This is a genomic window from Acinetobacter sp. 12966, from assembly GCF_031196995.1.
Lineage (GTDB): Bacteria > Pseudomonadota > Gammaproteobacteria > Pseudomonadales > Moraxellaceae > Acinetobacter > Acinetobacter geminorum.
The window spans coordinates 15,641-39,415 of record NZ_JAVIMC010000026.1 but is presented as its reverse complement, the minus strand read 5'-3'; the positions used below and the strand labels follow the sequence as shown (position 1 = coordinate 39,415).

Sequence of the window (23,775 nt, the reverse complement as noted above, 5' to 3'; positions counted from 1 at the left end):
TTTCTTAAGTCAGTAAATCGCTTTTCTTGTAATGGTAGAGTTTAGGTATCGAAACTCTGCCATTTTTTCTATCTATGTTATATTTTCCCCAGTTTTAAATTTTGACTATTTGAGGCAAACCGCTTGGCGACCCCTTTTTGGTATAACACCGCACTCCATTTATTAAAACCTTTTTACCAATGGCGGATAAAAAAACGTGCAGAAAGCCAGGAATTATATAATCAGGAATGTCTGGAAAGATTTGGGCCGTTTGAATCTCCGAAAAATTTGAGAGCAATTTGGTTTCATGCTGTTTCGGTCGGAGAAACCAATGCAGCGCAGCCCTTAATTGAACATTATCTTAAACTTGGTCAACCCGTATTAGTTACCAATACAACGAAGACTGGGCAGGCGCGTGCTAAATCGTTATTTTTAAAATCACCTTATTTAGATTTATTTCAAGCAGTTTATTTGCCGGTTGATCAAAAGCACCTCTTAAAGCAATTCTTTGAGTTGTACCAGCCAAAGCTTTTAGCATTGGTTGAAACTGAGCTTTGGCCAAATCTAATTGATCAAGCCAAGCTACAGCATGTACCTTGTTTATTATTAAATGCGCGGTTATCAGAAAAATCAGCGAAAGGTTATCGCCGCGTTTCAGGTCTAACAGCAGGAATGCTGAAACAAATTGACTGGGTGCTGGCACAAGATAATGCTACTCGGCAACGTTATATCGAACTTGGCTTAGATCAACAAAAAAGTCAGGTGGTTGGAAATATTAAATTTGATATTCACGCACCAGAAGTATTTATAAATCAAGCTGAAAAGTTACACCAGCTATGGTATTTGGGGCAACGCAAAATCTTAACAATTGCCAGTACACATGCACCTGAAGAACAACAAATTTTGCAAGCGCTCGGACCTTATCTAAAGTCAGATCCAAATCTAGTTTGTATTGTTGTACCTCGGCATCCTGAACGTTTCGATGAAGTATTTGAAATTTGCCAAGACCTAGATTTAATTACTCATCGTAGAAGTTTGAATCAAAGTATTCATACGAGTACACAAGTTTATCTGGCTGATAGCATGGGTGAGCTTTGGCTATGGTATGTCTTAAGTCAGGTCTGTTTTGTTGGTGGATCACTTAACGAACCAGGCGGGGGACATAATATTTTAGAACCTATGGTTCTGAATGTACCGACCGTAATTGGACCGCGTTATTTTAATTTCCAAACCATTGTTGATGAATTTATTGATGAAAATGGTGTACTGATTGCCCAAGACGCCGAGCAAGTTGTAGCAATCTGGATGGCTTGTTTAGCCGAGCCGGAAGAAGCGAAGCAGGTGGTTGAGCAGGCGCATAAAGTTTTGCAGCGTAACCAAGGTTCATTACAGAAACATATTGGAGTAATTAACCGGTATTTGGCTGAAAAACCATGAATATCGTTTTACTAGAATCTGAAGATGTTCAGTCAGAGTTGTGGTCAATCCGTTCAAAGCGCCAATTACAGCATTTGCGTGAACACCTTGATATTACGGTTGGCCAAAATCTAAAAGTTGGTATTCGTAATGGTGCACGTTATACCACTGAAATCGTTTCGATGAATGAGCAAGAAGTTTGTATACGGCCTATTCGTGATGAAGCAGTACCTGCAAAGCTTCCAGTACATTTAATCGTAGCTTTGCCAAGGCCCAAAGTTTTACGCCGTTTAATTATGGACAGTGTGACTTTAGGTGTTGAAAGAATTAGTTTGATTCATAGCTATCGCGTAGATAAAAGCTATTGGCAAACTCCATTTTTGCAACAACTTGATAACTATGTGACTTTAGGTCTCGAGCAAGCAGGTGACACCATTGTCCCCAAAATTCAATTATATAAACGCTTTAAACCTTTTGTTGAGGATATCCTACCAAGCTTAATCTCAGAGGAAAGCCCTGCTTATGTGGCTCATCCTTATGCCGGGCAGAGCATGCCAGTTAATATTCCACATGCTTGTAGTGTAGTCGTTGGACCCGAAGGCGGCTTTATTCCGTATGAAGTTGATTTGCTCACAAAAAACGGCTGCCAAGCTGTGAGCTTAGGCAACCGTATTTTAAGAACTGAAACGTCTATTTCTTATATTTTAGGTCGTCTCTTTACTTGATAGTTCAGGGTTTAACGGTGGCTGATTTGCAGCCATTTTTAATTCCTGAATAGGGTAAGGAATATTAATGCCATTTGCATTGAATGCTTGTTTGACTTGAGCTTGAATAGTGCTCGTAGATGACGAAATGTCAGTTTCAGTGGTATCCACCCACCAACGGACAGTCAGGTTAACCGAGAAATCTGCTAAAGCTGTAACGTTAACCGAGAAGGCTGGCTGACTCAGTACATTTCGGTCATTATTAAGAATATCTAAAATAATCTGTTTGGCTTTTTGTTCGTCGTCATCATAACCAATTCCGACTACAAACTCACAACGTCGTTGTTGATAGGCAGTATTTACGGTTAATGCACTTGTATAAACAGTTGCATTTGGAATAACGATACGGCGACCATCTGGTGAGCGTAAGAATGTTGCACGAATCTGAATATCTTCAACAGTTCCTTCAAGTGAATTGACCACGATTGAATCGCCAATACGGAATGGTTCGCTCAATAAAATCAAAATACCTGAAAGCAAGTTTTGGAAAATATCTTTAAATGCGAAACCAATTGCAACCGAACCGATTCCTAACGCACTCATGAGTTGTCCTGGTGTAAAACCTGGGATCATGATGACGAGTGCAATTAAGAATCCAAAAAATAAAATGGTCGTACTTCCTACACGGTTTAGAACCAACACTAGGTTTTGGCGCGTATAAGAGCGATTTTCTAAGGTTTTACGAACAAAGAACTTAAATAATTTGGTGAGTAGCCAAAAAATAATAAAAACGATAATCGCAATACAAATATAAGGCACACGTTCCCAGAAGCTATCCACGATTTTATCAATAGTGGTATAGGCATCATGATACTTTTCGGTATGAGCTAAAACCGTTTGAGTGGTTTTAGTACCTGCTTCTTGCAAAAGTTCGCCTGTATTTTTTGCAACATCCGTTAAGGATTTTTGTTCATCAGCCACGACAAGTCTCTATTTAAAAAATGATGAAAGCGATGATCGGCTTTCATTATAGTAGGAGATAAAATGTGCGCCTACTATAATGAGTTCATCTAAATAATAAAGTGTTTTTTAATTAAAAGTATTCCGTTCCTTTTTGTAAGATTTGTGTCGGCGTTTCTATAGTATCGGTACCAGAGAAATAGTAAAAAAAGCCTGCGGTAGAAATAAGGCTAATTAAAATAGCGAATAAGATAAACCAAGCCATTAACTTTTCGATGAACGTTGATGATCGAGCTGGACCATATTGATTTGGACCTGCTGTACCTGAGGCAAGCAGTAAATAAATCATAAAAAAGAATTGAACAATAGGAATGAATAACAGCAACCCCATCCAGCCACTTTTATTTAGATCGTGCAAACGTCGTACTACGAGAACAACATTTAAATAAATCAGGAACAGCCAAAAAGCCCATACCACCAATGCACTGAGGCCAGAAAGAGAGCTATAAAACTCAAAATTAAATAAATTACTTGAAAGCTGAAAACTTCCAAGAAGTGAGGCCAAAATAAAATAGCCCACGATTGTGACTAAATAAATCAGTCCATACCCACCTAAATAACTCATGCGGTTAAAACGGCCATGAATTGAAAAAGGGTTATCTTTTAAAGGCAGCTGTGGTGGACGTGAGGAAGTCGTTTGGGCAAACATATTATTTTATTCCTAGGTTGCATATGAGAGACAAAATAATCTTTGTTGATGATCAAAACCATCAAATATTGAAAAAATTATAAAAGTAAAAGCTATAGACAAATGTTTTAAATCAACTTAATTTTATAAAAATGTTCATAATTTCGTATGCTTGAGTAAGTGATTAATATATGACCAAAGTCGCATTGTCTAGGCTTTGAAAGAGTCATCATACTGCAAAGGCATGCAAATAAGATCCAGTAAAATAATAGCCACAGTCTCGAGATGGGATGCACAAGATCAAGGAAGTTGCGTATGAATGAGATCTATCCAGTACCAGAGGAATTTAAAAAAACAGCTCGTACTGTTGAAGCAGACTACTTTAAACGTTATCAACACTCTATCGAGAACCCAGATGAATTCTGGGCAGAGCAAGCTAAAATTGTCGATTGGATAAAGCCATTTACCCAAGTTAAAAATACCAGTTTTGACAAAGACAATTTCAAAATTGAATGGTTTGCTGATGGTGAGTTGAACGTGTCAGCAAACTGCCTAGACAGGCATCTTAAAGAACATCCCCATAAACCTGCAATTATTTGGGAGGGTGACCACCCTTCTCGTCATAAAATTGTCTCTTATAAAGAGTTACACGATGAAGTCTGCCGTTTTGCTAACGTTTTAAAGAAATATGGCATTGGTAAGGGTGACCGCGTTGTGCTGTATATGCCGATGGTGACTGAGGCTGCAATTGCCATGTTGGCCTGTGCACGTATTGGTGCTGTTCACTGTGTAGTGTTTGGTGGGTTCTCGCCAGATTCTTTGGCAAGTCGTATTGAAGACAGCCAAGCGAAACTGGTGATTACCGCAGACTCAAGTCTACGTGCTGGAAAACTATTACCACTCAAAGAAAACGTTGATTTGGCTTTAGCATTGCCAGGTACTGAGTGTGTTGAGAATGTGATTGTGGTTTACCGTAATGCAAACCCAATTGAAATGAAGCCGGGCCGTGATTTGTGGTATCACCTCATTATTATGGAAGTGGATGCAGACTGTCCTCCAGAACCAATGAAGGCAGAAGATCCATTATTTATTCTCTATACCTCAGGCTCAACAGGTAAACCGAAAGGTGTGTTGCATACTACAGGTGGTTATTTAGTCTATGTTACAAGTACCTTTAAAGAGGTCTTTGATTTAAAACAAGATGATGTGTATTGGTGTACAGCCGATATCGGTTGGATTACAGGGCATAGTTATCTAATTTATGGGCCGCTGGCAAATGGTACGACGACCTTAATGTTTGAAGGGGTACCTCAATATCCAACATGGGCTCGTCTTGGTCATGTGGTCGATAAGCATAAAGTTTCTATTTTATATACAGCGCCAACTGCAATTCGCGCCATGATGCGAGAAGGCGATTCGTATGTACGCGAAAGTAACCGTAGCAGTTTGCGTTTACTTGGTTCGGTTGGTGAACCAATTAACCCTGAGGCTTGGAACTGGTACTACAATGTCGTGGGTGAAGGCCGCTGTCCAATTGTCGATACATGGTGGCAAACCGAAACAGGTGGTATTTTGATTGCGCCATTGCCAGGGGCAACAGCTTTAAAACCGGGTTCGGCAACGCGCCCATTATTTGGTGTTCAGCCAGCCATTGTGGATGGTGAAGGTAATGAGCTAGAAGGAGCTGTTGAAGGTAACCTTGTGATTAAAGATTCATGGCCGGGCCAGATGCGTACTATTTGGGGTGATCCAGACCGCTTTATTGAGGCGTATTTCTCGACCTTTAAAAATACTTATTTTACGGGTGATGGTGCTCGTCGTGATGAAGATGGTTATTACTGGATCACAGGGCGTGTTGATGATGTCTTAAACGTTTCAGGCCACCGTTTAGGTACTGCTGAAATTGAAAGTGCTCTTGTTTCACATGAATCAGTAGCAGAAGCAGCAGTGGTGGGCATGCCGCATGACATTAAAGGGCAGGGTATTTGTACTTTTGTGACCTTGCAAGCGGGCGTTCCAGAGTCGGAAGAACTGCGTAAAGAATTAATTAATTGGGTACGTAAAGTGCTTGGGCCGGTGGCCTCACCAGATGCATTACACTGGGCACCAGCGTTACCTAAAACGCGTTCCGGTAAAATCATGCGCCGTATTTTAAGAAAAATTGCAGCGAATGAGCTAGATAGTTTAGGTGATACCTCAACCTTGGCTGAGCCTGCAGTGGTAGATCAGTTAATTACAACGGTTTATCCTGATAAGCAAAACTAATTTAAAAAAAAGCCCCATCTGGGGCTTTTTTATTGTGCCTTATTTAAGATTTCGCTAGAAAATCGGCAGTATTTTCTACATTTGCAAATGTACTCAGCGCAGTTAAAAAAGCAGTTTGTACGTCTTCAGCTTTTACAGTTTTTCCAGCATGGCTTAAATCGCGAGTTGCGGTTGCATCTGCAATTAAGATAGGTTGATAGCCAAGTTCTTTGGCTGCACGTGTACCTGAATCAATACACATATGCGTCATCATGCCTGTAATAATAAGTTGCTCAATTTGATGTGCTTTTAAAAGTTCATCTAAATTGGTTTCTAAAAAACTATTTGGATAATGCTTTGTCACGATTAATGAATTACTGCCAGCACTAAGTTCAGGATGAAGTAAAACCCCATCTGTATTTTCTTGAAAGAAACTCGCTTGTGGCGGGTTAATATGTTGTACATAAATGATTGGTAAATTTTTCTCGTTAAAATATTGTTCAAGCTGCTTTATTTTATCGAGCGCTTGATCTGGTCCGACTAATTCCATTTTGCCATTTTTAAAATAATCATTTTGTACATCGATAACTAACAGTGCTTGTTTCATGAGAACACTCTTGTTGATATGAGATAAAACAAGATTATTCTCTGCTTGAAAAATCGGCTATAGTCAGATGAAAGCATTAACGCCAGTTTTCTTTCGCTATGAAAAATGAATATTGAATTAGACCCGATTGATCTAAAAATTATTGCATTGCTTAAACAAGATTCCCGTCTGACAAATAAAGAAATTGGGCAACGCGTACACCGGACAGGGCAAGCGGTGGGCGCTCGAATTGCTCAGTTAATGGATGCTGGTGTTATCAAAAACTACACCATTGCTGTGCAATATTCGCATAAACAATTTATTCATTTGCATTTAAATGAACAACGCGCATTTGAAGAAATTGAAAATTTAGTGAAGCAATACGAACAAATCGATGAATGCTTTAAAGTCATGGGTAATGCTTGCTATATGATTGTCAGCCATTTTGAACCCGCTGCCTTAAATGAATTTATCGAAAAACTTTCAAAATGGTGCCGTTACTCGGTTGGAACTGTGATTAGAGAAGTCGAGAAATCTTAAAAATAAAGGCTCCAAGCCGAGTCTTGGAGCCAATAAATTCTTTATTTTTAATTTATTGTTTTTATTATCTTGCGCTGTTTTAACTGTGGGGTGTTTAGGCTGATTTAGCTTGAATTTCTACCTCCTTTTCCTGTTGAAGTTCTAACTGGCGAACGAGTGGTAGAACCTTTTCTCCAAAATATTCCACTTCTTCAATAAAATGTAAGAATCCGGACAGAATCAAATCAACGCCTACATTTTTGAGTGCCACAATACGCTCTGCAATTTGCTGCGGCGTACCAATTAAATTGGTTTTAAAGCCATCGTTGTATTGCACTAGATCTTCAAAAGTTGATTTTGCCCAGTTACCTTGTTGCTCTGGTGAGGCTGCTCCAGCTTCACGAGTTGCATCGCCAAACGCATTTACGGCTTCAGTGTTGGCTTTATCAATAATTTCTTGAAGTACCGCTTTTGCTTCTTCTTCGGTATCTCTGGCAATGATGAACGCATTTACCCCAATTTTGACATGGTGATTATTGGCTTTTGCTTTAGTACGAATGTCTTCGACTTGTTTTTGAATTTCTTCTACCGTATTACCGTTAGTGAAATACCAGTCAGATACGCGAGACGCCATGTCACGTGCAGCACGTGAACTGCCGCCCTGAAACACTTCAATATAAGGCTTTTGCAGAGGTTTTGGTTTAAGTGTGTAGTTTTGAAACTGATAGTATTTACCATCGAAACTATAGTTATCGGTGGTCCAGATTCCTTTTAGTGTGCGAATAAATTCTTCGGAGCGAACATAACGTTCATCATGCTCAGGCCACTCTTCACCAATGGCATCAAACTCGCCTCTGAACCAGCCACTAACAACATTAATAGCAATACGACCTTGTGTTAGATAATCAATCGTTGCAAGTTGTTTAGCTGCAAGTGCTGGTTTCCAAGGGCCGGGCAGAATAGCCGCAATGACCTTTAATTTTTCAGTTTTTGCTAGTAATGCATGACTGAAACTTACCGATTCATGTTGGTTCTCTGCCCCGTACCCCGCCGTAAAACGAATTTGGGTGAGCGCATATTCAAAACCATTGTTTTCGGCAGCCTGTGCAAGACGAACATTGTAGTCATAACTCCAGTCTGTACGCTGTTCGATGTTACTTACTACAAGGCCACCGCTTACGTTTGGTACCCAATAAGCAAATTTAATCGGTTGTTGTAATTGCGTCATGGTTCAATCTCCCCATTCGTTATTTTTATTTAGTGATATTGAACTTAGGCAACATGTGTTAATGATTTGCCAGACTTGTGGTGCAAGCGAGATTCTGCCGCATCAAGGTCTGGTACAGCCGCTGAAGGTAATACTTCTTCTTGCTCAATTTGCTTGTTAATACCAAGCTCTTGATTTGCTTGATGAGATTTAGGTTTAACTACTTCAGCACGTTTACCCTTCGCTGGCGCCCATTCTAAAATCGGTAATGCGCGTGCTACTGCTAACGTAATACGATCTGATAATTGCTCGCTTTTCACCGTATATTCAGGGGTAAAGTCACGATCTGTCGCATATACGCCAATTGGTAAAGTTTGTGCTTGGAAGAAACTGAACAGTGGACGAAGTTGATGCTCAAGTACGAGTGCATGACGATCACTACCGCCCGATGCTGCTAAAAGTACTGGTACATCGACCAACGCAGTTTGTTCAACAAAATCGAAGAAATGTTTGAAAAGACCTGTAAAAGAAGCACGGTAAACGGGTGTACCTACAATTAAAGCATCTGCTGCTTCAACTGCTGCAAGGTCATCTTGCACGCGCTGTGGAAGTTGGTTGCGATAAAATGCGCCGCCTAATAGAGGCCCGATTTCGCTTAATTTAATAAAGTGAACTTTAATATCGATTGCTTCTGATAATTCATCAAGAATGGCTTGAACCAGACTTTCCGTTTTAGATGGGGTATTTAATCCACCAGAAACAGCAACGATATTTAAAGGTTTTGGTGATGTGATACCAGTCATAATTTGGTTCCTAAGCCTAAAACAAGAGATTGGACTTATTAATCAACAATGACGGTGAACTGTAAAATAACGAAATTGGTCAACCTTATCAGTTTTAAATATAAAAGATAAATAGTGGATTTTTATACTTTGCTTTTTTATTAAGTTGCTGTTTTTATTTTATATAATTATAGGTGATATATTTTTTATAATAAAAAAGAAGCTTATATAAAAAACAGATTAATTTTGATTAAAAGTTAAAAAACATCTGAAAATATGGGCTAAGTTCTGCATTTATCAACATTTTACATAAAAATGGATAAGATGAACGTATCTTTCATCTAAATAGTATGGTTACAATAGGCCATACTTATGCTCAAGATTACTTTAATCGCTTATGAATATTTTAATCGTTGATGATCATCCTTTGTTTCGTCATGCTTTAATTCAAGCAGTACGTTATAGCCTGCCACAGGCACAAATTCATGAAACAGCCTCGGTTGATGAGTTTTATGAGCGTTTGGAAAATGGGGCAGAACCTGATCTAGTATTACTCGATTTAAATTTACCGGGTGCTTCAGGCTTTTCGGCTCTGGTTTATGTAAGAGCACAGTATCCATCTATTCCGATTATTGTGGTTTCTGCACATGAAGAAACTTCAATTATTCAGCGTGCAATTGCACATGGTGCAATGGGTTATATTCCTAAGTCGGCTCATCCAAGCCATATTGGTGAAGCGATTCGTCAAGTCTTAGAAGGCGATATCTGGTTACCACCTAACTTGCCATCTAATCTTAACCTTGACCCAAGAGCAGCAGATGAAACTGCTTTAGCCGAACGTATTCAATCGTTAACACCTCAGCAATTCCGTGTTTTGATGATGGTTGCGGAAGGCTTGTTAAACAAACAGATCGCATACGAGCTCGATGTTTCAGAAGCAACGATTAAAGCTCACGTAACGGCTATCTTTAGAAAATTAGGTGTGCAAAACCGTACACAAGCCGTATTGGCAATTAGTGCACTCAATATTGAAGATAAGAAAATTTAAAAGAAAAAAAGACCTCGATTGAGGTCTTTTTTATGGGTGCCACTTAAGCAAGGCAATCTTGCTTTGGTGTTAAGCTGTCGCAGTACAATGGATTAAGCGCGCATTGCAAATCATCAATTTGTTCCTGAGTCACATAGCGTTTCATTTTTAAATATTCAGCCACGCGGTCATCACGCAAGCTTAAGAACGCCGCATCATAAACACCTAAATCAACAAATAGAGCAGCTGTTTCTAGGCTGTTGAAGCGATCAAGAAAAATATCGTTGCCATACATTAAGAAGATGTGGTCGAGTTTTGCTTTTTCATCAACATTTAGTCGTTCCGCAAGTTGATCTGGGTGCGTTTTAATAAAGAGTAAATCAGACAATTCATCAAACTGCGTCATATCTAACTGATTCTCGCCGAGTTTTACATGACCAAGCCAAGCTTTGAAAACGAGTACAGCACCGCCACGAAGTAGCATACTCCAGATTTGATGGCGTGTGTCATGGTCAAGATTTTCACTTTCAGCACTAAGAACTTTTAAGAAATTTTCTTCTTGTTGTGCCAATTTATCAAATAAACCTAAACCTTGAGGATGATAAGCTGCAGGTGCAAATACATCAAAATTTAGATCATGAAATACATTAAGTGCGAGGGGGACAGCACACTGATAAATTGTATTTAACGCTTTGATATGTGCTTCATTGAGTTTGCTGTGGGGAAAAATACTTTGCCAATCTAGTTCAGGAAGTAAAGCATTGGCACTGTATTGACGATAAAACTGTTGAGACGAAAGTTGGCCTTGCGGGCTGTTATCAGAAATATTCATGGCAATTGTCCTTTGCATTAATTCATGAGCATGGGTGCTTAATATGGAAATGGCTTATAAAAATAGGTGCACATTTGATAAATAGGTTTTGAATATTTATGTGTCATCAAGAATGCAAGTAGAATACGACTAAAGTCTTATATGGTTGTTTTTTGTTAATTATATTTTTAAAAAACAGTAATTTATGAAATTGTAACTAAGTATACAAGTGTTCACTTACAAAAAAGGTGAGCTTTGCCATAGAAAAAGAGTCATTGGAAATTTTGGTCAATGATTTAGTGGGTAAAAGTAGACTTTTTGAGCAGTTCTGCCTATTGGCTTAAATTAGACCAATAATTTTTGCCAAAAATCTCTCCCAAACTTATCAAAAGGTTTGGGAGAGAAAATATTTAATCTACCTCACTGGCAATTTTAAGCCCCGATAACCATGCTCTTAGAGATGCCGGTTTAAGCGGTTTTTTGAGTAAAACAATATTCAGTTCTTTCAATTGTTGAGGTAACTCAGGATGAGAGTCCGCCGTAATTAAAGCAACTGGAACATCATGCTGTCGATTTTGCATAATAAAATCGACACCGAGTTGGTTGTTATTTAAATGCTGATCGATAAGCCAGACCTGAATATTCTCTTTTTGAATAATCTCAAGTGCTTGTTCAGGTTCCGTGGCTTTAAAAACCTCATATCCCCATCGACCTAATAAGCTACTCATGCCCTCAAGAATAGTTTCATCATTGTCTAAACATAAAATCCGATAGGCTTTTGTTTTTAAAGGTACTGCTTGTACGGTTGGGGTTACCACTTTTGGAGCCTCTACCACCGGAACCTCAATCATAAAGCAGGAGCCTTTATCAAGCTTTGAGTACACATGGACTGGATAATTCAACAAACCTGTCATGCGTTGCACAATCGCGAGACCTAAACCAAGACCTTGCTCACCCCAAGGTGATAAATGCCCACAGCGTTCGAATTCTTGAAATAGTTTAATACGTTGTTCTTCGGCAATTCCGGGACCTGTATCCCAGACCCCAATTCGAATATGACCAGGTTTTTGAGCCGAACGTAATACCCCCACAATCACTCGGCCTTTGGCTGTATAACGCAGTGCATTACTGACAAAGTTTTGAATAATGCGTCGAATCCACTGTGGATCTGTGTCAATCCAGAACGATACATCATGAACTTTGAGTGAAATATTTCGCTGAGCAGCAATCGATTTAAATTGTAGTTCAAGATCGCTTAATAAATCGTGTAGAGGATAAGGCTGTCTTTTTGGCTGTATGGTACCGCCTTCCAAACGCGCAATATCGAGTAGGGCGGAGAGCATACTTTCTGCACCATATAGAGCGCGGTCAAGTTGTTGTAGAGTTTGACGGTCTTCTTCCGTGGCAATGCTTTGCTCAAGAACCGTACTAAACAGACGAGCAGCATGCATGGGTTGCAATAAGTCATGACTGGCTGCTGCAATAAATCGGCTTTTAGACATATTGGCCATATCGGCTTGTTCACGAGCAAGCTGTTGTTCGGTTAAGGCATCGGCAAGTTGTTGGGTGCGGTCTTTTACACGGGCTTCGAGTATTGCCTCATTCGCACGGAAAGCCGTAATGTCGGCGAAGGTAGTCACAAAGCCTCCACCTGCAATCGGATTACCGCGCATTTGAATAACGCGTCCATCTTTACGGATTCGTTCAAACTCATGTGCACTTCCGACTTTCATCCAGTGCAAACGTTTGCGGACGTGCTCTTCGACTGAACCGGGACCGCATTCGCCACGTTCAGCGTTATAACGAATCAGATCAGCAATTGGACAACCCACATAGACTAAATCTTTAGGGTAGCCAAACAGTTTTAAATATTGGTTATTCCAAGCCACTAAACACATATTTTTATCGACCACACTCACACCTTGGGTCATGTGGTCAATCATGGTCATTAGCAAGTTTTGATTAAAACGTTGCCACTGTGAGGCTTGGTCTAAAATATTGGCGACTTGCCCTAAGGCGAGGCCATTGTTAATCATTGCCGTAGTCAGCAACGTACGCGCAGAAGCGGCCCCGATAATACCTGCAAGATATTGCTCGGTGAACCGCCACCACATGCCATTGGCGATAGTATTTTGGTTGAGTGTGAGATGATTTTGCTCGCAAAAGTTTTCGAATGCTTGAGTTGTGGGTTGCTCACCTGTAATTCTTTTAGCAAGCGCAAATAAATCGCCTACTTTTAAACGTGCAGCATCGTGCGGTAAATAAGTTAAATCGGTAGAGGTATGTGGTGATGGCAAAGGCTTAGTTTCATAGTAGAAAAAGCTTTCTGCCTGAATTTGTTCTGCCACACTTGGGCGGTAAAGTTTAGAAATCCAAATATATAAAAGAATATTTAAACCAAGCGACCAAATAACGCCGTGGGTTAAAGGTGCAAATGACTCAAAACCAAAAAGTGACTCTGGCCGTAATGCATTAATTCCCAAAGGGCCAAAAAGCAAAATACTTTGGGCAGTTTCCTGATAGCCTTCCGGCAAACTACGTAAGATGGTTGGAAATAGTAATGTGTAACTCCACATTAAAAATCCAACGATGAGACCAGCATAGACACCTTGACGGCTTCCGCCTCGCCAATACAATCCTCCAATCAGTGCAGGAGCGAATTGAGCAACCGCACTAAACGCTAGTAAACCAAATACTGAAAGCTGGTTAATATCATTAAAGAAATGGAAGAATAAAAAGCCAAGTAGCATCACTGCGACAATACTAATTCGGCGGCTAAATTTAAGAACTTTAGGTAAGTGTTTATCGTGTCGTGAAAGCAACTTAAAACGCCACAGTGCGGGCATAATCAAGTCATTACTGAGCATGATAGATAAGGCAACAGATGAAACCAGTAACATGCCTGTTGATGCAGAGAACCCGCCTAAAAAGGCCAGTAGGGCTAACCACTCTTGATTATAACTTAGTGGTAATGAGAGCACCGCAACATCGGGCACGGTTAGGAATTTTGGCGCAGCATGCAAGGCCCAGCTTGCAATTGGGATAATAGCTAAAATCGTTAAAATCAGATAAGCCGCAAACCATTTACGTGCACCACGAATGTGCTTTTCATCGCGTAATTCGACAACAGCGACATGAAATTGGCGGGGTAAACAAATAATTGCTAGTCCGGCCAATAATGTCTGAATCCAGAAAGTTTCAGGCACCCCAAACAATTGTACCTCTTGAAAGGTTTGGTTTACGTCGGCTGAGACTTGTACCAAGTTTGCAGGTGCTTCAAAAATAAAAAATAAAGCGACGCAGATCAGTGCGAATAGTTTGACAAAAGATTCAAATGCCACCGCTAACATGAGGCCACCATGCTGCTCGGTGTTTGCAATCTGCCTTGTACCAAAAATCATGGCTAAGATTGCAAGTACACTGGTCAAAAGCAAAACACTATTGGTGGTCGTATGAATATGAGCATTTTGCTCCAATATGACTGAGGTACTTAAGGCAATTGCACGTAACTGTAGGGCGAGGTAGGGAATAATCGCAATAACTGCCAAGATCGTAACCAGCGAAGCCAATACACCGCTTTTGCCATAACGTGCGGCAACAAAGTCGGCAATTGAGGAAATCGCGTGGTGTTGACGTACTCGGCCTAAACGTCGCCAGATGTCATAACCAAACCAGACAAATAAGAGCGGACCTAAATAAATAGGTAGGAAAATAACGCCTTCTCGGACGGCAGCTCCGGTTGCGCCATAAAATGTCCAAGATGAACAGTAAACACCTAAGGTCAAACTAAACAGGAACATGCGGCCACGAGTACTCAGACGACTAGCATGCTTTTCGCCAAAAAAAGCACAAATAAATAAGAGTGCTATATAAAGAGTGAGTACCCCAATAATCAGCCAGCTGTTCATATGACCTACATGATTAAAACCTTGCGCCTATCATACCGCAAGCAGAAACAAAGCTATAAATTGATTAAATTTTAACGACCAAAGTCTAAGTTACGAATTACACGTTATTTTGCTAATTTGAATAATGAGAAACTACTATTAAAAAAGTGACCAAGGTTGGGCACAGGCAAGGAGTTTGGTTATGGATCAAAGCCAAGTAGAACAGATTCTACACAATCCAAAGTTTCAAAAGATGGTCAAGAAAAAAAGTGCATTAAGCTGGACGCTCACAATCATTATGTTAGTGCTTTATGTGGGCTTTATGCTACTTGTTGGCTACAACAAAGAATTTTTGATGAGTTCATTTAGTGGTGGTGTAACGACATGGGGTATTCCACTAGGCTTAGGAATTATTGTTTTATCTTTCCTACTGTGTGGCGTGTATTCCTATATCGCAAACAATACCCTTGACCAGTTGAGTGAAGAAGCGTTGAAGGAAGTTGAAGCCATCACGCATGAGAAAGGATTACACTAATATGAAATGGAATTCATTAAAAGCGAAAGCCTTATTGGCAGCAGCATCGCTATATTCAACTGTTGCTATGGCTGGTCCAGATTTGGGTGAAGCCGAACAGCAAGCCACCAACTGGCATGCCATTATTATGTTCTTGATCTTTGTTGGTTTCACTTTGTTTATTACTAAGTGGGCTGCAAAGCAAACTCAATCAGCACAAGATTTCTATACTGCAGGGGGCGGAATCAGCGGTTTCCAGAACGGATTGGCAATTGCCGGTGACTATATGTCAGCAGCATCTTTCCTTGGTATTTCCGCAATGGTGTTTAGTTCGGGTTTTGATGGCTTACTTTATTCTCTTGGGTTTATGGTAGGTTGGCCAATCGTTTTATTCTTGATTGCGGAGCGTTTACGTAACCTTGGTAAATACAACCTTTCAGATGTAGTGTCATTCCGTCTTGAAGAAAAACCGGTCCGTACCTTAGCTGCCTTGAGCTCGCTTGTTGTTGTCGCATTTTACTTGATCGCTCAAATGGTAGGAGCTGGCCAGCTCATCAAATTACTATTTGGTTTGAACTACAACATTGCGGTTGTCATCGTTGGTCTATTAATGATGGCATACGTAATTTTTGGTGGCATGTTAGCAACCACGTGGGTACAGATCATTAAAGCGGTCATGTTACTCAGTGGTGCGACTTTCATGGCATTCATGGTGATGAAAGCGGTTGGTTTCAGCTTCAGCAACATGTTTACTCAATCAATTGAAGTATTCAGTAAAGTTCACAGTATAAGCTTTGAAGAAGCTGCAAAAATTATGGGTCCGGGTAAACTTGCCGCAAACCCGATTGATGCATTGTCTCTTGGTTTAGCACTCATGTTTGGTACAGCGGGTCTTCCACATATTCTTATGCGTTTCTTCACAGTAAAAGATGCAAAAGAAGCGCGTAAATCGGTTGTAGTTGCAACAGGTTTCATTGGTTACTTCTATCTTTTAACTTTCATTATTGGTTTCGGTGCGATCCTTTTTGTATCAAACAACCCACAATTCCTTGATGTTGCGAAAATGGCTATGACAGGCAAGCTTGAGCTTGTTGGTGGTAACAACATGGCAGCCGTGCATTTAAGTGACGCTTTAGGCGGTGACTTATTCATGGGCTTCATTTCAGCAGTGGCATTCGCAACGATTCTTGCTGTTGTTGCAGGTTTAACACTTTCAGGTGCATCTGCAATCTCACATGACTTATACGCTAACGTATTTAAGAAAGGTCAAACGACTCCAGCTTCAGAACTTCGCATGTCAAAAATTGCGACACTTGGTTTAGCAATCTTTGCCATGATTTTGGGTATTTTGTTTGAAAAGCAAAACGTAGCATTCATGGTGGGCTTAGCGTTCTCTGTGGCATGTTGTGCAAACTTCCCGATTCTTGTTCTTTCAATGTTCTGGAAAGGTTTAACCACCCGTGGTGCAGTTATTGGCGGTGTAGTTGGTCTTGTAACAGCAGTAGTACTTATTGTTCTATCTAAAGCGGTTTGGGTAGATACTTTAAAAATCTCTGATACACCAATTAACCCATTCAATGGTCCTGCATTATTTGCGATGCCATTATCATTCCTGTGCTGCTGGTTCTTCTCGGTGACTGATAACTCTGCACGAGCTAAAAAAGAACGAGCTGCATTCGATGCCCAATACGTTCGCTCAATGACAGGTATCGGGGCTTCAGGTGCTTCAGATCACTAATATCAAAATGGATTAAATATCTATCTCATTAAAAGCCCTGCGGGGCTTTTTTTGTTTATCTCATACCTAAATTCAAAGAAGCTCTTTAATCAAGAACAACTTGTTTGTCCTATTTTCTGTACAGTATGATTTCCTATAATCCAAAATATAATGAAAAAGGAAAGTAATTAAATGCGTTCTATCATCGAGTTCTGGGCGAGCTTTCGATTGCTACCTTCTGCATGGTTGCTGCTTGTGCAATTCATCCTACTCATTTTGGCCATGCTGACTTTTCATGATGTATTTTACCGGACCATAACGTGGGCTTTGGGGGTGCTTGCCTTACTTATTATTGCTAAGGTGATTCGCCAAACCCCAATGTTTACTTTTTGGGGATTAACGTTTGTTAGTGGAGCGATAATATCTTCAGTCTTTATTTTATTAGGTTATAGCAATTTAGCGATCCAGATTTTTGCTCATAGCTGTGAAGCACTAGCTTATTTTTCGGCAGCTTATGGCTTATTTCGTTATATGTTCGCTGATCGATATTTAACAAGAGATGAATTGTTTGCAGCCGCCGCGGTTTTTACCTTGCTTGCATGGGGATTCGCATTCCTCTACAACATTTGTCAGCTATTGATTCCGACTAGCTTCCAAAATCCAAACAATGTTCATCATTTGCAGACTTGGTTAGATCTACTGTTCCTGAGCTTTAGCTTACAATCAGCAACAGGCTTATCTGATTTAATGCCGCTTAGTCCACCAGCACGCGTTTTAGCCATGCTACAAATGTTTTGTGGTGTGATGTATCTCGCTTTGATCGTCACGCGTTTAATTGCTTTACAGTATATTGCCCATCCCACAAAAGAGGAGTCTGACAAATAAAGAAGAGGGTGTTTCAATTTGTTTACACCTTTGTAACTGCAATATTATTTAAGTTTATTTAAAGTATTATCGGCTTTCTCTATTGAAAGATTTAACTTTGTTCATTCCATGAATGTCTTTATTGGCTTTATGCCTATCACTTTTCATTAAAATAACATGGAGGAGTTATGCCTTCCAAACAACCGGGTTGGTTCGCAAACGTTAATCCTAACGTATTTTTTGGTACGGTCATTATTATTGCTTTGTTTCTGGCAGTTGTTGTGATCGCCCCGAGTTCTTTTGAACTTCTAACGCAGCAATTAAAACAATGGATTACAGATTCATTTAGCTGGTTTTATGTTTTATCTGTTGCTTTCTTTCTCATTTTATTGATTTATATCGCCTGTTCTTCAATAGGCCGAATTAAATTAGGGCCTGACCATAGTCAGCCTGAATATAATAATGGGTCTTGGTTTGCCATGCTGTTTACAGCAGGGATGGGGATCGGTCTCATGTTCTTTGGAGTTGCCGAACCTGTCATGCATTATGTTAATCCACCGAGTGGAGATGCGCAGACTATTGAGGCAGCACAGCAAGCATTAAGGGTGACCTTCTTCCACTGGGGGGTGCATGCGTGGGCTATTTACGCAGTGGTCGGATTGGCATTGGCTTATTTTGCTTATCGACATAATTTACCGTTAAAGACTCGTTCAGCCCTCTATCCACTGATTGGTAAAAAGATTTATGGGCCTTGGGGCGACAGCATCGATATATTCGCGACCATTGGTACGGTATTTGGTGTAGCGACTTCTCTCGGCTTTGGCGTTACCCAGATTAACTCTGGTTTACATTATTTGTTCGGTGTCGAGCAAAGCACCCATATTCAAGTATTACTCATTATTTTTGTGAGCATTTTAGCTTCCTTGTCTGTGTTCTTAGGTCTAGATAAAGGGGTGAAACGCTTATCAGAGCTAAACTTAGTCTTAGCCTTAATATTATTAGTCTTTGTTTTTATTGCTGGTCCTAGTATTTATTTACTGCAGACTACTATTCAAAACACTGGGCAATATATCTCTAACCTTTTTACCATGACATTCAATTTATACGCTTATCAGCCGAATGGATGGATTGGTGGTTGGACAATTTTATATTGGGCTTGGTGGATTTCTTGGTCGCCATTTGTGGGTATGTTTATCGCAAGGGTTTCACGTGGTCGTACCATTCGAGAGTTTATTGTAGGGGTTCTCCTCATCCCGACAGGCTTTACCATTATCTGGATGGGCTTTTTAGGAAACGCTGCATTATTTAGCATTATCCATGAACATCAAACGACATTACTTCAAGCCGTACAACAAGATTCCTCTGTCGCATTATTTGAATTCTTAGGGCACTTGCCATGGTCTGGTGTCATGAATGTTATTGCCACAACGCTAATTATTCTTTTCTTTGTGACTTCAGCTGACTCGGGAGCACTGGTAACAGACTACTTAACAGCAAAAACTGAAAACTCGCCTACTTGGCAGCGTTTGTTTTGGACAGTACTGATGGCTTTACTCGCCATTATCTTATTGCTAGTTGGTGGTTTAGCTGCGTTACAGTCTTCAATTATTATGAGTGCATTGCCATTTACTGTGGTTATGCTTTTAATGAGTTGGGGATTAATAAAAGCGTTGCATCTTGATGTCACCAAAATGACAGCTATTCAAGAAGCACGCATTACTCCACGTGCCATTCATAATCCGCGAAGCTGGCAACAACGTCTCGGATTGATCATGCACTATCCTCATAGTGAAGAAGAAGTTAGAGAATATATCGAAAAGCAAGTGGCTCGTGCGTTTGAAAATATTAAACATGAATTTAGACGCCGCCATTTAGAAGTTTCAATTACTCAACTTGAGGATGGGATGCAGCTTCGGGTCGATCATCATAATGAAATTAATTTTATTTATAAAGTTGTTTCACGTGAAACAGTGCCACCAAGTTTTTTAATTGGGCGTACTGAAGCCGAAGATGGGCAATATTTCCAAGCCGAAGTGTTTTTAAGAGAGGGTGGGCAGAACTATGATGTAATGGATTGGACGCAAGAAGATTTAATTCAGGACATTATCGATCAGTATGAACGCCATTTATATTTCTTAAATATTGTACGAAGTTAATATTTAGCTGTAAAAAAAGGACTCAAATGAGTCCTTTTTTTAATTCGATTTCTAATTTAAATTAGAAGCGAACTTTAGCATTTAAACCGATAGTTTGTGTATCGTAGCTAGACTTTTTAACGTCAGCTTTCATGTACGATGCACCAACTGCTACAGCTGGAGTAATGAAGTAGTTTACGTTACCACCCCAAGCTTGACGGAATTCACCAAGGTCATTGCCTTTGATGTCAGCTGAACCATCGTTACCAACGAAAGATGCACCAACACTTAACTTAGGAGTTAAGTAAAGGTCAGTTTTCAAACCGTATTGGTTTTCTTGACCGAAAGCACCAGCAGCTTCAAAACCAATCGCCATGTTAGTTCCATCGATTGGACCTACATATTTAGCACGAGCTGTAACAGCATCTTGGTCGTCTTGAATCGCAGCAGTTTGGTTCGCAGCAGTGTAGATGCCGTTGCTGATGATACCGAAGTTATCTAAAGCGAATTGGTTAGCAACACTTGTATAACCAACAGTCATCAAGAAGTTAGGTAACAACATAGCACCAACTTCTAATGCATAACGGTCGCCGTTGTCATCATGAGAGAAGTTGTTTTTACCATCAACATCAGTGTGGTTATAAGTTGCGCTAGCATATACAGGAAGGTAAGGAGTAGGAACGTAAGCCTCACCTTTAACACCGTATGTACCAACGTGGTAGTTTAAACCGTTGTTTTGGTCATACTGTTGGTAGCTATAACCTAAAGATACGCTAGAAGCTTGGTTCAAGAAAGCTGCTTCAGCTAAAGGACCCTTAGCGGTATCAACATTTTTTAAATAGAATGTACCAGCAACGTCACCAGTGAAGTTTTTATCGTTTGCAGTTGTGTCAACATATTCAGATTGACCTTGAACTTCAAATTGATAAGCATGAGCACCGGTCATGGCTAATAATACAGCAGTGGCTAAACCAAGTTTTTTCATAATCATTTCCAGCATTAACAAGAGATAAAGCTGGAGTCATTGTATTGTAACAATTTATGAAGTCAATAATGTCAAAAAGCTAATGTTAAGCATATTTGGGACTTATGTTAAAAAAGGTGAAAAACTAATCAAATGAAAAGTAACTTGTCAACCTGATAAAAAAATGAACATTTACAATAAGCTAATAATTATATCTCATCAGTAATTAAGTATTAAATGTTAAAAAGATATTACAATAATAATTGAAAAAATCGATTATATTAATCGGTTTTAACATTAACAAAAATATAGCTGTGTCTACAATGTGAATAAAAAATCGCCATTTTGTTAGCAAATTCTTTCTATTTTGAGGAATAGTTAACAATATTTAGATTAGTTTAACTAAAAAATTTAACTATTCTTAATTATTATATAAGTGAATAAAGTAAAAGAAATCTCTATTTTAAGTCAAAAAAACGATTAAAAATTCAATTCTGATTAATTTAATCAACTTTACAAAAGTAGAGATAAATCACATAATTTAATTGCAAAGTTCACTACCTAACGTTTTTTAGGATTTAAAGTGCTTGCCCAGATACGATGTGTATAGCACATCAGATTTTACGAGCTCAGCTTTCCCCAAGGTTGAGCTTTTTTTTATCTGTAAGAAAATCTTAAAATTATAATAAAAGTTATGTGAAATTTATTAAAAAATCGTAGATCAAAAAAAATCCAGTATAGAGCTGGGCAGAAAGTGTTGGAAGAGGCATTCGGGAGTACAAGTAAATATGTTTTATTATCATGATGAAAAAACTTTGATCTTTAAAGTAAGGTTTTTATAAAATCATTCAATTTTTCGATTCATTTTATTATTTAAGCTTACTAAAATGTAGGGATCGTATAATTATTAAAAGATAAATGAAGGGTCTAATGATGAAATTCTAGTTATTAAAATGCTAGGATGGATTTAAGCCTAATTTATATCGTATTAAAAATGGCAGGACATTTACGGAGTACCAGCTAGAAATGTCAGGATTACGTTCAGAGCATATTAGTAATCGACTGTTCTTTTTTATGCTGGTTATTATTTTATCCTTATTATTCATGGCAGTACCTCTTATTTTGGGAAGCTATCAGGATTATATAAAAACTAGACAAGCCCTAGTGGAAATAAAAAGTTTAAGAGCAGTAGCCGATATTGCTTATAAAGTTTCTAAGGAACGCGCTCCTGCCAATAAAATGATGTCGAGTGGTCCTAGTGATTTATTAAAGAATCAACAAGAATTAAATAAATTTCGCATAATTGTCGACAAACAAATTGATGAAAGCATTTTTATTTTAAAACAAGCAGGTTATGTTTCATTAGCAAATGAGCTGCAAACCAGTTTCAAAGAAAATCTTAGACAAGCTCGACGAGTTGTTGATTATTATGGTGAAACTCCATATGGAGCGAGAACTTCCATTCAAATGGATAATGCCATTTTAGGGATGTTTGGAGTATGGGATAACTGCAGGGAAATACTGCAAAAGCTGATGTTGCAGTTAAAAAGTAAAGATAGCCGTATTTCTAATTACTTTACGCTCATTATAGTACTAACCGATATGCGCGATCAGGCGGGACGGATGGCGTCTAATATTATTGCCCCAGTAAGCTTTAAGGAAGAGATTCCAAGTAATAATCGGGCGCGTTCTCTACAAACTCAACACCAAGCTAGATATTTATGGATATTGGTCAATACTTTACAACCTGAACAGGCAAAAACTCCAGAATATCGTCGATTATATTCTCGTGTGAAAACGGAATTTATAGATAAGGGAATTCCGATTGTAGAAAACCTATTAGAAGAAAGCCAGAAGGGTGAGCCGTATTATTTAAACGGGACTCAATTGACAGAAGCAATTGTAGGTAAATTCACTACTGTGGTTGATTTACAAAGTTATATTCTTGATAAAAGTATCATAATTGCCACTCAAGAGAGTGTAATTGCTCGAAATAATTTCTTTTTAACTTTATTAATTTCTTTAATTTCTTTAGCTACAGCCTTACTTACCTTGATATATGCGCAAAGAAGGGTTTTTTCTCCATTAATAAAAGCGAGGACTTTAATTTTAGATTTATCGCATAGTTCTGATCATTGTAAAGATGAGATGAATATTACCACCAAAGGTGAATTTTTTTCCCTGTTTGAAGCAATTGACCGATTACAACGTATGTTGCAACAACGAGATGCTTTTGAATTTCAGTTAAAGAATATTGCCAATACTGATCCACTCACCGGAGTTTCCAATCGTTTAGCTTTATCTGAATATTTAAAAATTGTTGAAAGTTACCCTCAAAAATTTACGCAAACCTGTTTAATGATTATTGATATTGATCGTTTTAAACAGGTGAACGACCAATATGGGCATATTGTAGGTGATCGCGTCATTGTCAGTATTGCCGAGCAATTAAAGCAAAATATTCGAAGTTCGGATTTAATTGTTCGTTATGGGGGAGATGAATTTTTAATATTATTAGAGCAGGTGCAATTTGTAGATGCTCGCCTTTTGGCAGAAAAAATTCGTATTGCGATTTCTTTACAAGAAATTGATTTGTCAGGTTCAGATGAAAAATTGCATGTGTCTGTCAGTATTGGTTTTGCTATAGGCGCAGCGAGTTGGATCGAACTCTTGGAGAAAGCGGACCGTTCACTCTTAAGGGCTAAAGCCCGAGGCCGGAATGTAGTTGAGGGATAGTTCAAGCCTTCATGAACCTTTTTTTGAAAAATCAA

At 39.1% G+C, this 23,775-nt stretch carries 18 protein-coding genes; 10 read left to right on the top strand and 8 right to left on the bottom strand.

Annotated elements, in window-relative coordinates:
- Window positions 1–123 precede the first annotated feature (123 nt).
- Entirely contained in the window at window positions 124–1,416 is a 1,293-nt protein-coding gene (locus tag RFW85_RS04585) for a 3-deoxy-D-manno-octulosonic acid transferase (protein WP_309171191.1), read from the top strand.
- Window positions 1,413–2,120 (top strand): 16S rRNA (uracil(1498)-N(3))-methyltransferase, encoded by a 708-nt coding sequence (locus RFW85_RS04580; RefSeq protein WP_309171190.1) that lies wholly within the window; start codon window positions 1,413–1,415, stop codon window positions 2,118–2,120. Before RFW85_RS04585 ends, RFW85_RS04580 begins: the two co-directional genes overlap by 4 nt.
- On the opposite strand, the gene RFW85_RS04575 is transcribed toward RFW85_RS04580, so the two are convergent.
- Both RFW85_RS04575 and RFW85_RS04570 read right to left on the bottom strand, forming a co-directional pair.
- Window positions 2,100–3,080, bottom strand: a complete 981-nt coding sequence (locus RFW85_RS04575; RefSeq protein WP_309171189.1) for a mechanosensitive ion channel family protein — start codon at window positions 3,078–3,080, stop codon at window positions 2,100–2,102. The two genes, RFW85_RS04580 and RFW85_RS04575, sit on opposite strands and share 21 nt — an antisense overlap.
- Window positions 3,081–3,192: 112 nt before the next feature.
- A complete protein-coding gene (locus RFW85_RS04570; RefSeq protein WP_309171188.1) occupies window positions 3,193–3,768 on the bottom strand; it encodes a DUF805 domain-containing protein in 576 nt (191 codons plus the stop codon).
- A gap of 294 nt (window positions 3,769–4,062) precedes the next feature.
- Here RFW85_RS04570 and acs point away from each other — a divergent pair, with 294 nt between their 5' ends.
- Window positions 4,063–6,012 carry an acetate--CoA ligase gene (gene acs, locus RFW85_RS04565; protein ID WP_170248022.1) on the top strand — a complete coding sequence of 650 codons (1,950 nt, stop codon included), beginning with the start codon at window positions 4,063–4,065 and terminating at the stop codon, window positions 6,010–6,012.
- Between the two features lie 43 nt (window positions 6,013–6,055).
- Here the strand turns inward: acs and RFW85_RS04560 are convergent, their stop codons facing one another.
- On the bottom strand, window positions 6,056–6,598 hold the full coding sequence (locus tag RFW85_RS04560) for a cysteine hydrolase family protein (RefSeq protein WP_262442041.1): 543 nt from the start codon (window positions 6,596–6,598) through the stop codon (window positions 6,056–6,058).
- Between the two features lie 105 nt (window positions 6,599–6,703).
- On the opposite strand from RFW85_RS04560, the gene RFW85_RS04555 reads away from it, so the two are divergent.
- The gene (locus RFW85_RS04555; RefSeq protein ID WP_309171187.1) at window positions 6,704–7,117 is read left to right on the top strand and encodes a winged helix-turn-helix transcriptional regulator; all 414 of its coding nucleotides are present in this window, start codon (window positions 6,704–6,706) and stop codon (window positions 7,115–7,117) included.
- A 94-nt stretch (window positions 7,118–7,211) separates the two neighbouring features.
- On the opposite strand, the gene sfnG is transcribed toward RFW85_RS04555, so the two are convergent.
- Both sfnG and msuE read right to left on the bottom strand, forming a co-directional pair.
- A complete protein-coding gene (gene sfnG, locus RFW85_RS04550) occupies window positions 7,212–8,324 on the bottom strand; it encodes a dimethylsulfone monooxygenase SfnG (protein ID WP_046811789.1) in 1,113 nt (370 codons plus the stop codon).
- Between the two features lie 44 nt (window positions 8,325–8,368).
- On the bottom strand, window positions 8,369–9,106 hold the full coding sequence (msuE, locus tag RFW85_RS04545) for an FMN reductase (RefSeq protein WP_309171186.1): 738 nt from the start codon (window positions 9,104–9,106) through the stop codon (window positions 8,369–8,371).
- A 376-nt stretch (window positions 9,107–9,482) separates the two neighbouring features.
- Here msuE and RFW85_RS04540 point away from each other — a divergent pair, with 376 nt between their 5' ends.
- The gene (locus RFW85_RS04540; RefSeq protein ID WP_002122041.1) at window positions 9,483–10,133 is read left to right on the top strand and encodes a response regulator transcription factor; all 651 of its coding nucleotides are present in this window, start codon (window positions 9,483–9,485) and stop codon (window positions 10,131–10,133) included.
- Window positions 10,134–10,176: 43 nt separating this feature from the next.
- Here RFW85_RS04540 and RFW85_RS04535 read toward each other — a convergent pair whose 3' ends face one another.
- Together RFW85_RS04535 and RFW85_RS04530 are read right to left on the bottom strand one after the other, a co-directional pair.
- Window positions 10,177–10,944, bottom strand: coding sequence for a hypothetical protein (locus RFW85_RS04535; RefSeq protein ID WP_309171185.1), 768 nt, complete (start codon window positions 10,942–10,944; stop codon window positions 10,177–10,179).
- 389 nt (window positions 10,945–11,333) lie between these two features.
- Window positions 11,334–14,831: a PAS domain-containing hybrid sensor histidine kinase/response regulator gene (locus RFW85_RS04530; RefSeq protein ID WP_309171184.1), complete on the bottom strand. Its 3,498-nt coding sequence runs from the start codon at window positions 14,829–14,831 to the stop codon at window positions 11,334–11,336.
- Window positions 14,832–15,012: 181 nt separating this feature from the next.
- On the opposite strand from RFW85_RS04530, the gene RFW85_RS04525 reads away from it, so the two are divergent.
- From RFW85_RS04525 to RFW85_RS04510, 4 genes are all read left to right on the top strand, one after another.
- Window positions 15,013–15,345 (top strand): DUF485 domain-containing protein, encoded by a 333-nt coding sequence (locus RFW85_RS04525; protein WP_170248029.1) that lies wholly within the window; start codon window positions 15,013–15,015, stop codon window positions 15,343–15,345.
- A gap of 1 nt (window position 15,346) precedes the next feature.
- On the top strand, window positions 15,347–17,062 hold the full coding sequence (locus tag RFW85_RS04520) for a cation acetate symporter (RefSeq protein ID WP_086264737.1): 1,716 nt from the start codon (window positions 15,347–15,349) through the stop codon (window positions 17,060–17,062).
- A 171-nt stretch (window positions 17,063–17,233) separates the two neighbouring features.
- On the top strand, window positions 17,234–17,926 hold the full coding sequence (locus RFW85_RS04515; RefSeq protein WP_309171183.1) for an ion channel: 693 nt from the start codon (window positions 17,234–17,236) through the stop codon (window positions 17,924–17,926).
- A 167-nt stretch (window positions 17,927–18,093) separates the two neighbouring features.
- The gene (locus RFW85_RS04510) at window positions 18,094–20,061 is read left to right on the top strand and encodes a choline BCCT transporter BetT (protein ID WP_309171182.1); all 1,968 of its coding nucleotides are present in this window, start codon (window positions 18,094–18,096) and stop codon (window positions 20,059–20,061) included.
- 61 nt (window positions 20,062–20,122) lie between these two features.
- On the opposite strand, the gene omp33-36 is transcribed toward RFW85_RS04510, so the two are convergent.
- Window positions 20,123–21,025 carry a porin Omp33-36 gene (gene omp33-36, locus RFW85_RS04505; RefSeq protein WP_170248031.1) on the bottom strand — a complete coding sequence of 301 codons (903 nt, stop codon included), beginning with the start codon at window positions 21,023–21,025 and terminating at the stop codon, window positions 20,123–20,125.
- A gap of 1,005 nt (window positions 21,026–22,030) precedes the next feature.
- Between omp33-36 and RFW85_RS04500 the strand changes: the two genes are divergently transcribed.
- Window positions 22,031–23,740, top strand: coding sequence for a GGDEF domain-containing protein (locus RFW85_RS04500; RefSeq protein WP_309171181.1), 1,710 nt, complete (start codon window positions 22,031–22,033; stop codon window positions 23,738–23,740).
- Window positions 23,741–23,775 lie beyond the last annotated feature (35 nt).

What these genes read in the sequence shown, in the direction of transcription:
- msuE (WP_309171186.1), bottom strand. Translation starts at nt 9,106, where the DNA reads ATGACTGGTATCACATCACCAAAACCTTTAAATATCGTTGCTGTTTCT.
- sfnG (WP_046811789.1), bottom strand. Translation starts at nt 8,324, where the DNA reads ATGACGCAATTACAACAACCGATTAAATTTGCTTATTGGGTACCAAAC.
- RFW85_RS04540 (WP_002122041.1), top strand. Translation starts at nt 9,483, where the DNA reads ATGAATATTTTAATCGTTGATGATCATCCTTTGTTTCGTCATGCTTTA.
- RFW85_RS04515 (WP_309171183.1), top strand. Translation starts at nt 17,234, where the DNA reads ATGCGTTCTATCATCGAGTTCTGGGCGAGCTTTCGATTGCTACCTTCT.
- RFW85_RS04510 (WP_309171182.1), top strand. Translation starts at nt 18,094, where the DNA reads ATGCCTTCCAAACAACCGGGTTGGTTCGCAAACGTTAATCCTAACGTA.
- RFW85_RS04530 (WP_309171184.1), bottom strand. Translation starts at nt 14,831, where the DNA reads ATGAACAGCTGGCTGATTATTGGGGTACTCACTCTTTATATAGCACTC.
- acs (WP_170248022.1), top strand. Translation starts at nt 4,063, where the DNA reads ATGAATGAGATCTATCCAGTACCAGAGGAATTTAAAAAAACAGCTCGT.
- omp33-36 (WP_170248031.1), bottom strand. Translation starts at nt 21,025, where the DNA reads ATGAAAAAACTTGGTTTAGCCACTGCTGTATTATTAGCCATGACCGGT.
- RFW85_RS04555 (WP_309171187.1), top strand. Translation starts at nt 6,704, where the DNA reads ATGAATATTGAATTAGACCCGATTGATCTAAAAATTATTGCATTGCTT.
- RFW85_RS04500 (WP_309171181.1), top strand. Translation starts at nt 22,031, where the DNA reads ATGTCAGGATTACGTTCAGAGCATATTAGTAATCGACTGTTCTTTTTT.
- RFW85_RS04525 (WP_170248029.1), top strand. Translation starts at nt 15,013, where the DNA reads ATGGATCAAAGCCAAGTAGAACAGATTCTACACAATCCAAAGTTTCAA.
- RFW85_RS04520 (WP_086264737.1), top strand. Translation starts at nt 15,347, where the DNA reads ATGAAATGGAATTCATTAAAAGCGAAAGCCTTATTGGCAGCAGCATCG.
- RFW85_RS04560 (WP_262442041.1), bottom strand. Translation starts at nt 6,598, where the DNA reads ATGAAACAAGCACTGTTAGTTATCGATGTACAAAATGATTATTTTAAA.
- RFW85_RS04570 (WP_309171188.1), bottom strand. Translation starts at nt 3,768, where the DNA reads ATGTTTGCCCAAACGACTTCCTCACGTCCACCACAGCTGCCTTTAAAA.
- RFW85_RS04535 (WP_309171185.1), bottom strand. Translation starts at nt 10,944, where the DNA reads ATGAATATTTCTGATAACAGCCCGCAAGGCCAACTTTCGTCTCAACAG.
- RFW85_RS04580 (WP_309171190.1), top strand. Translation starts at nt 1,413, where the DNA reads ATGAATATCGTTTTACTAGAATCTGAAGATGTTCAGTCAGAGTTGTGG.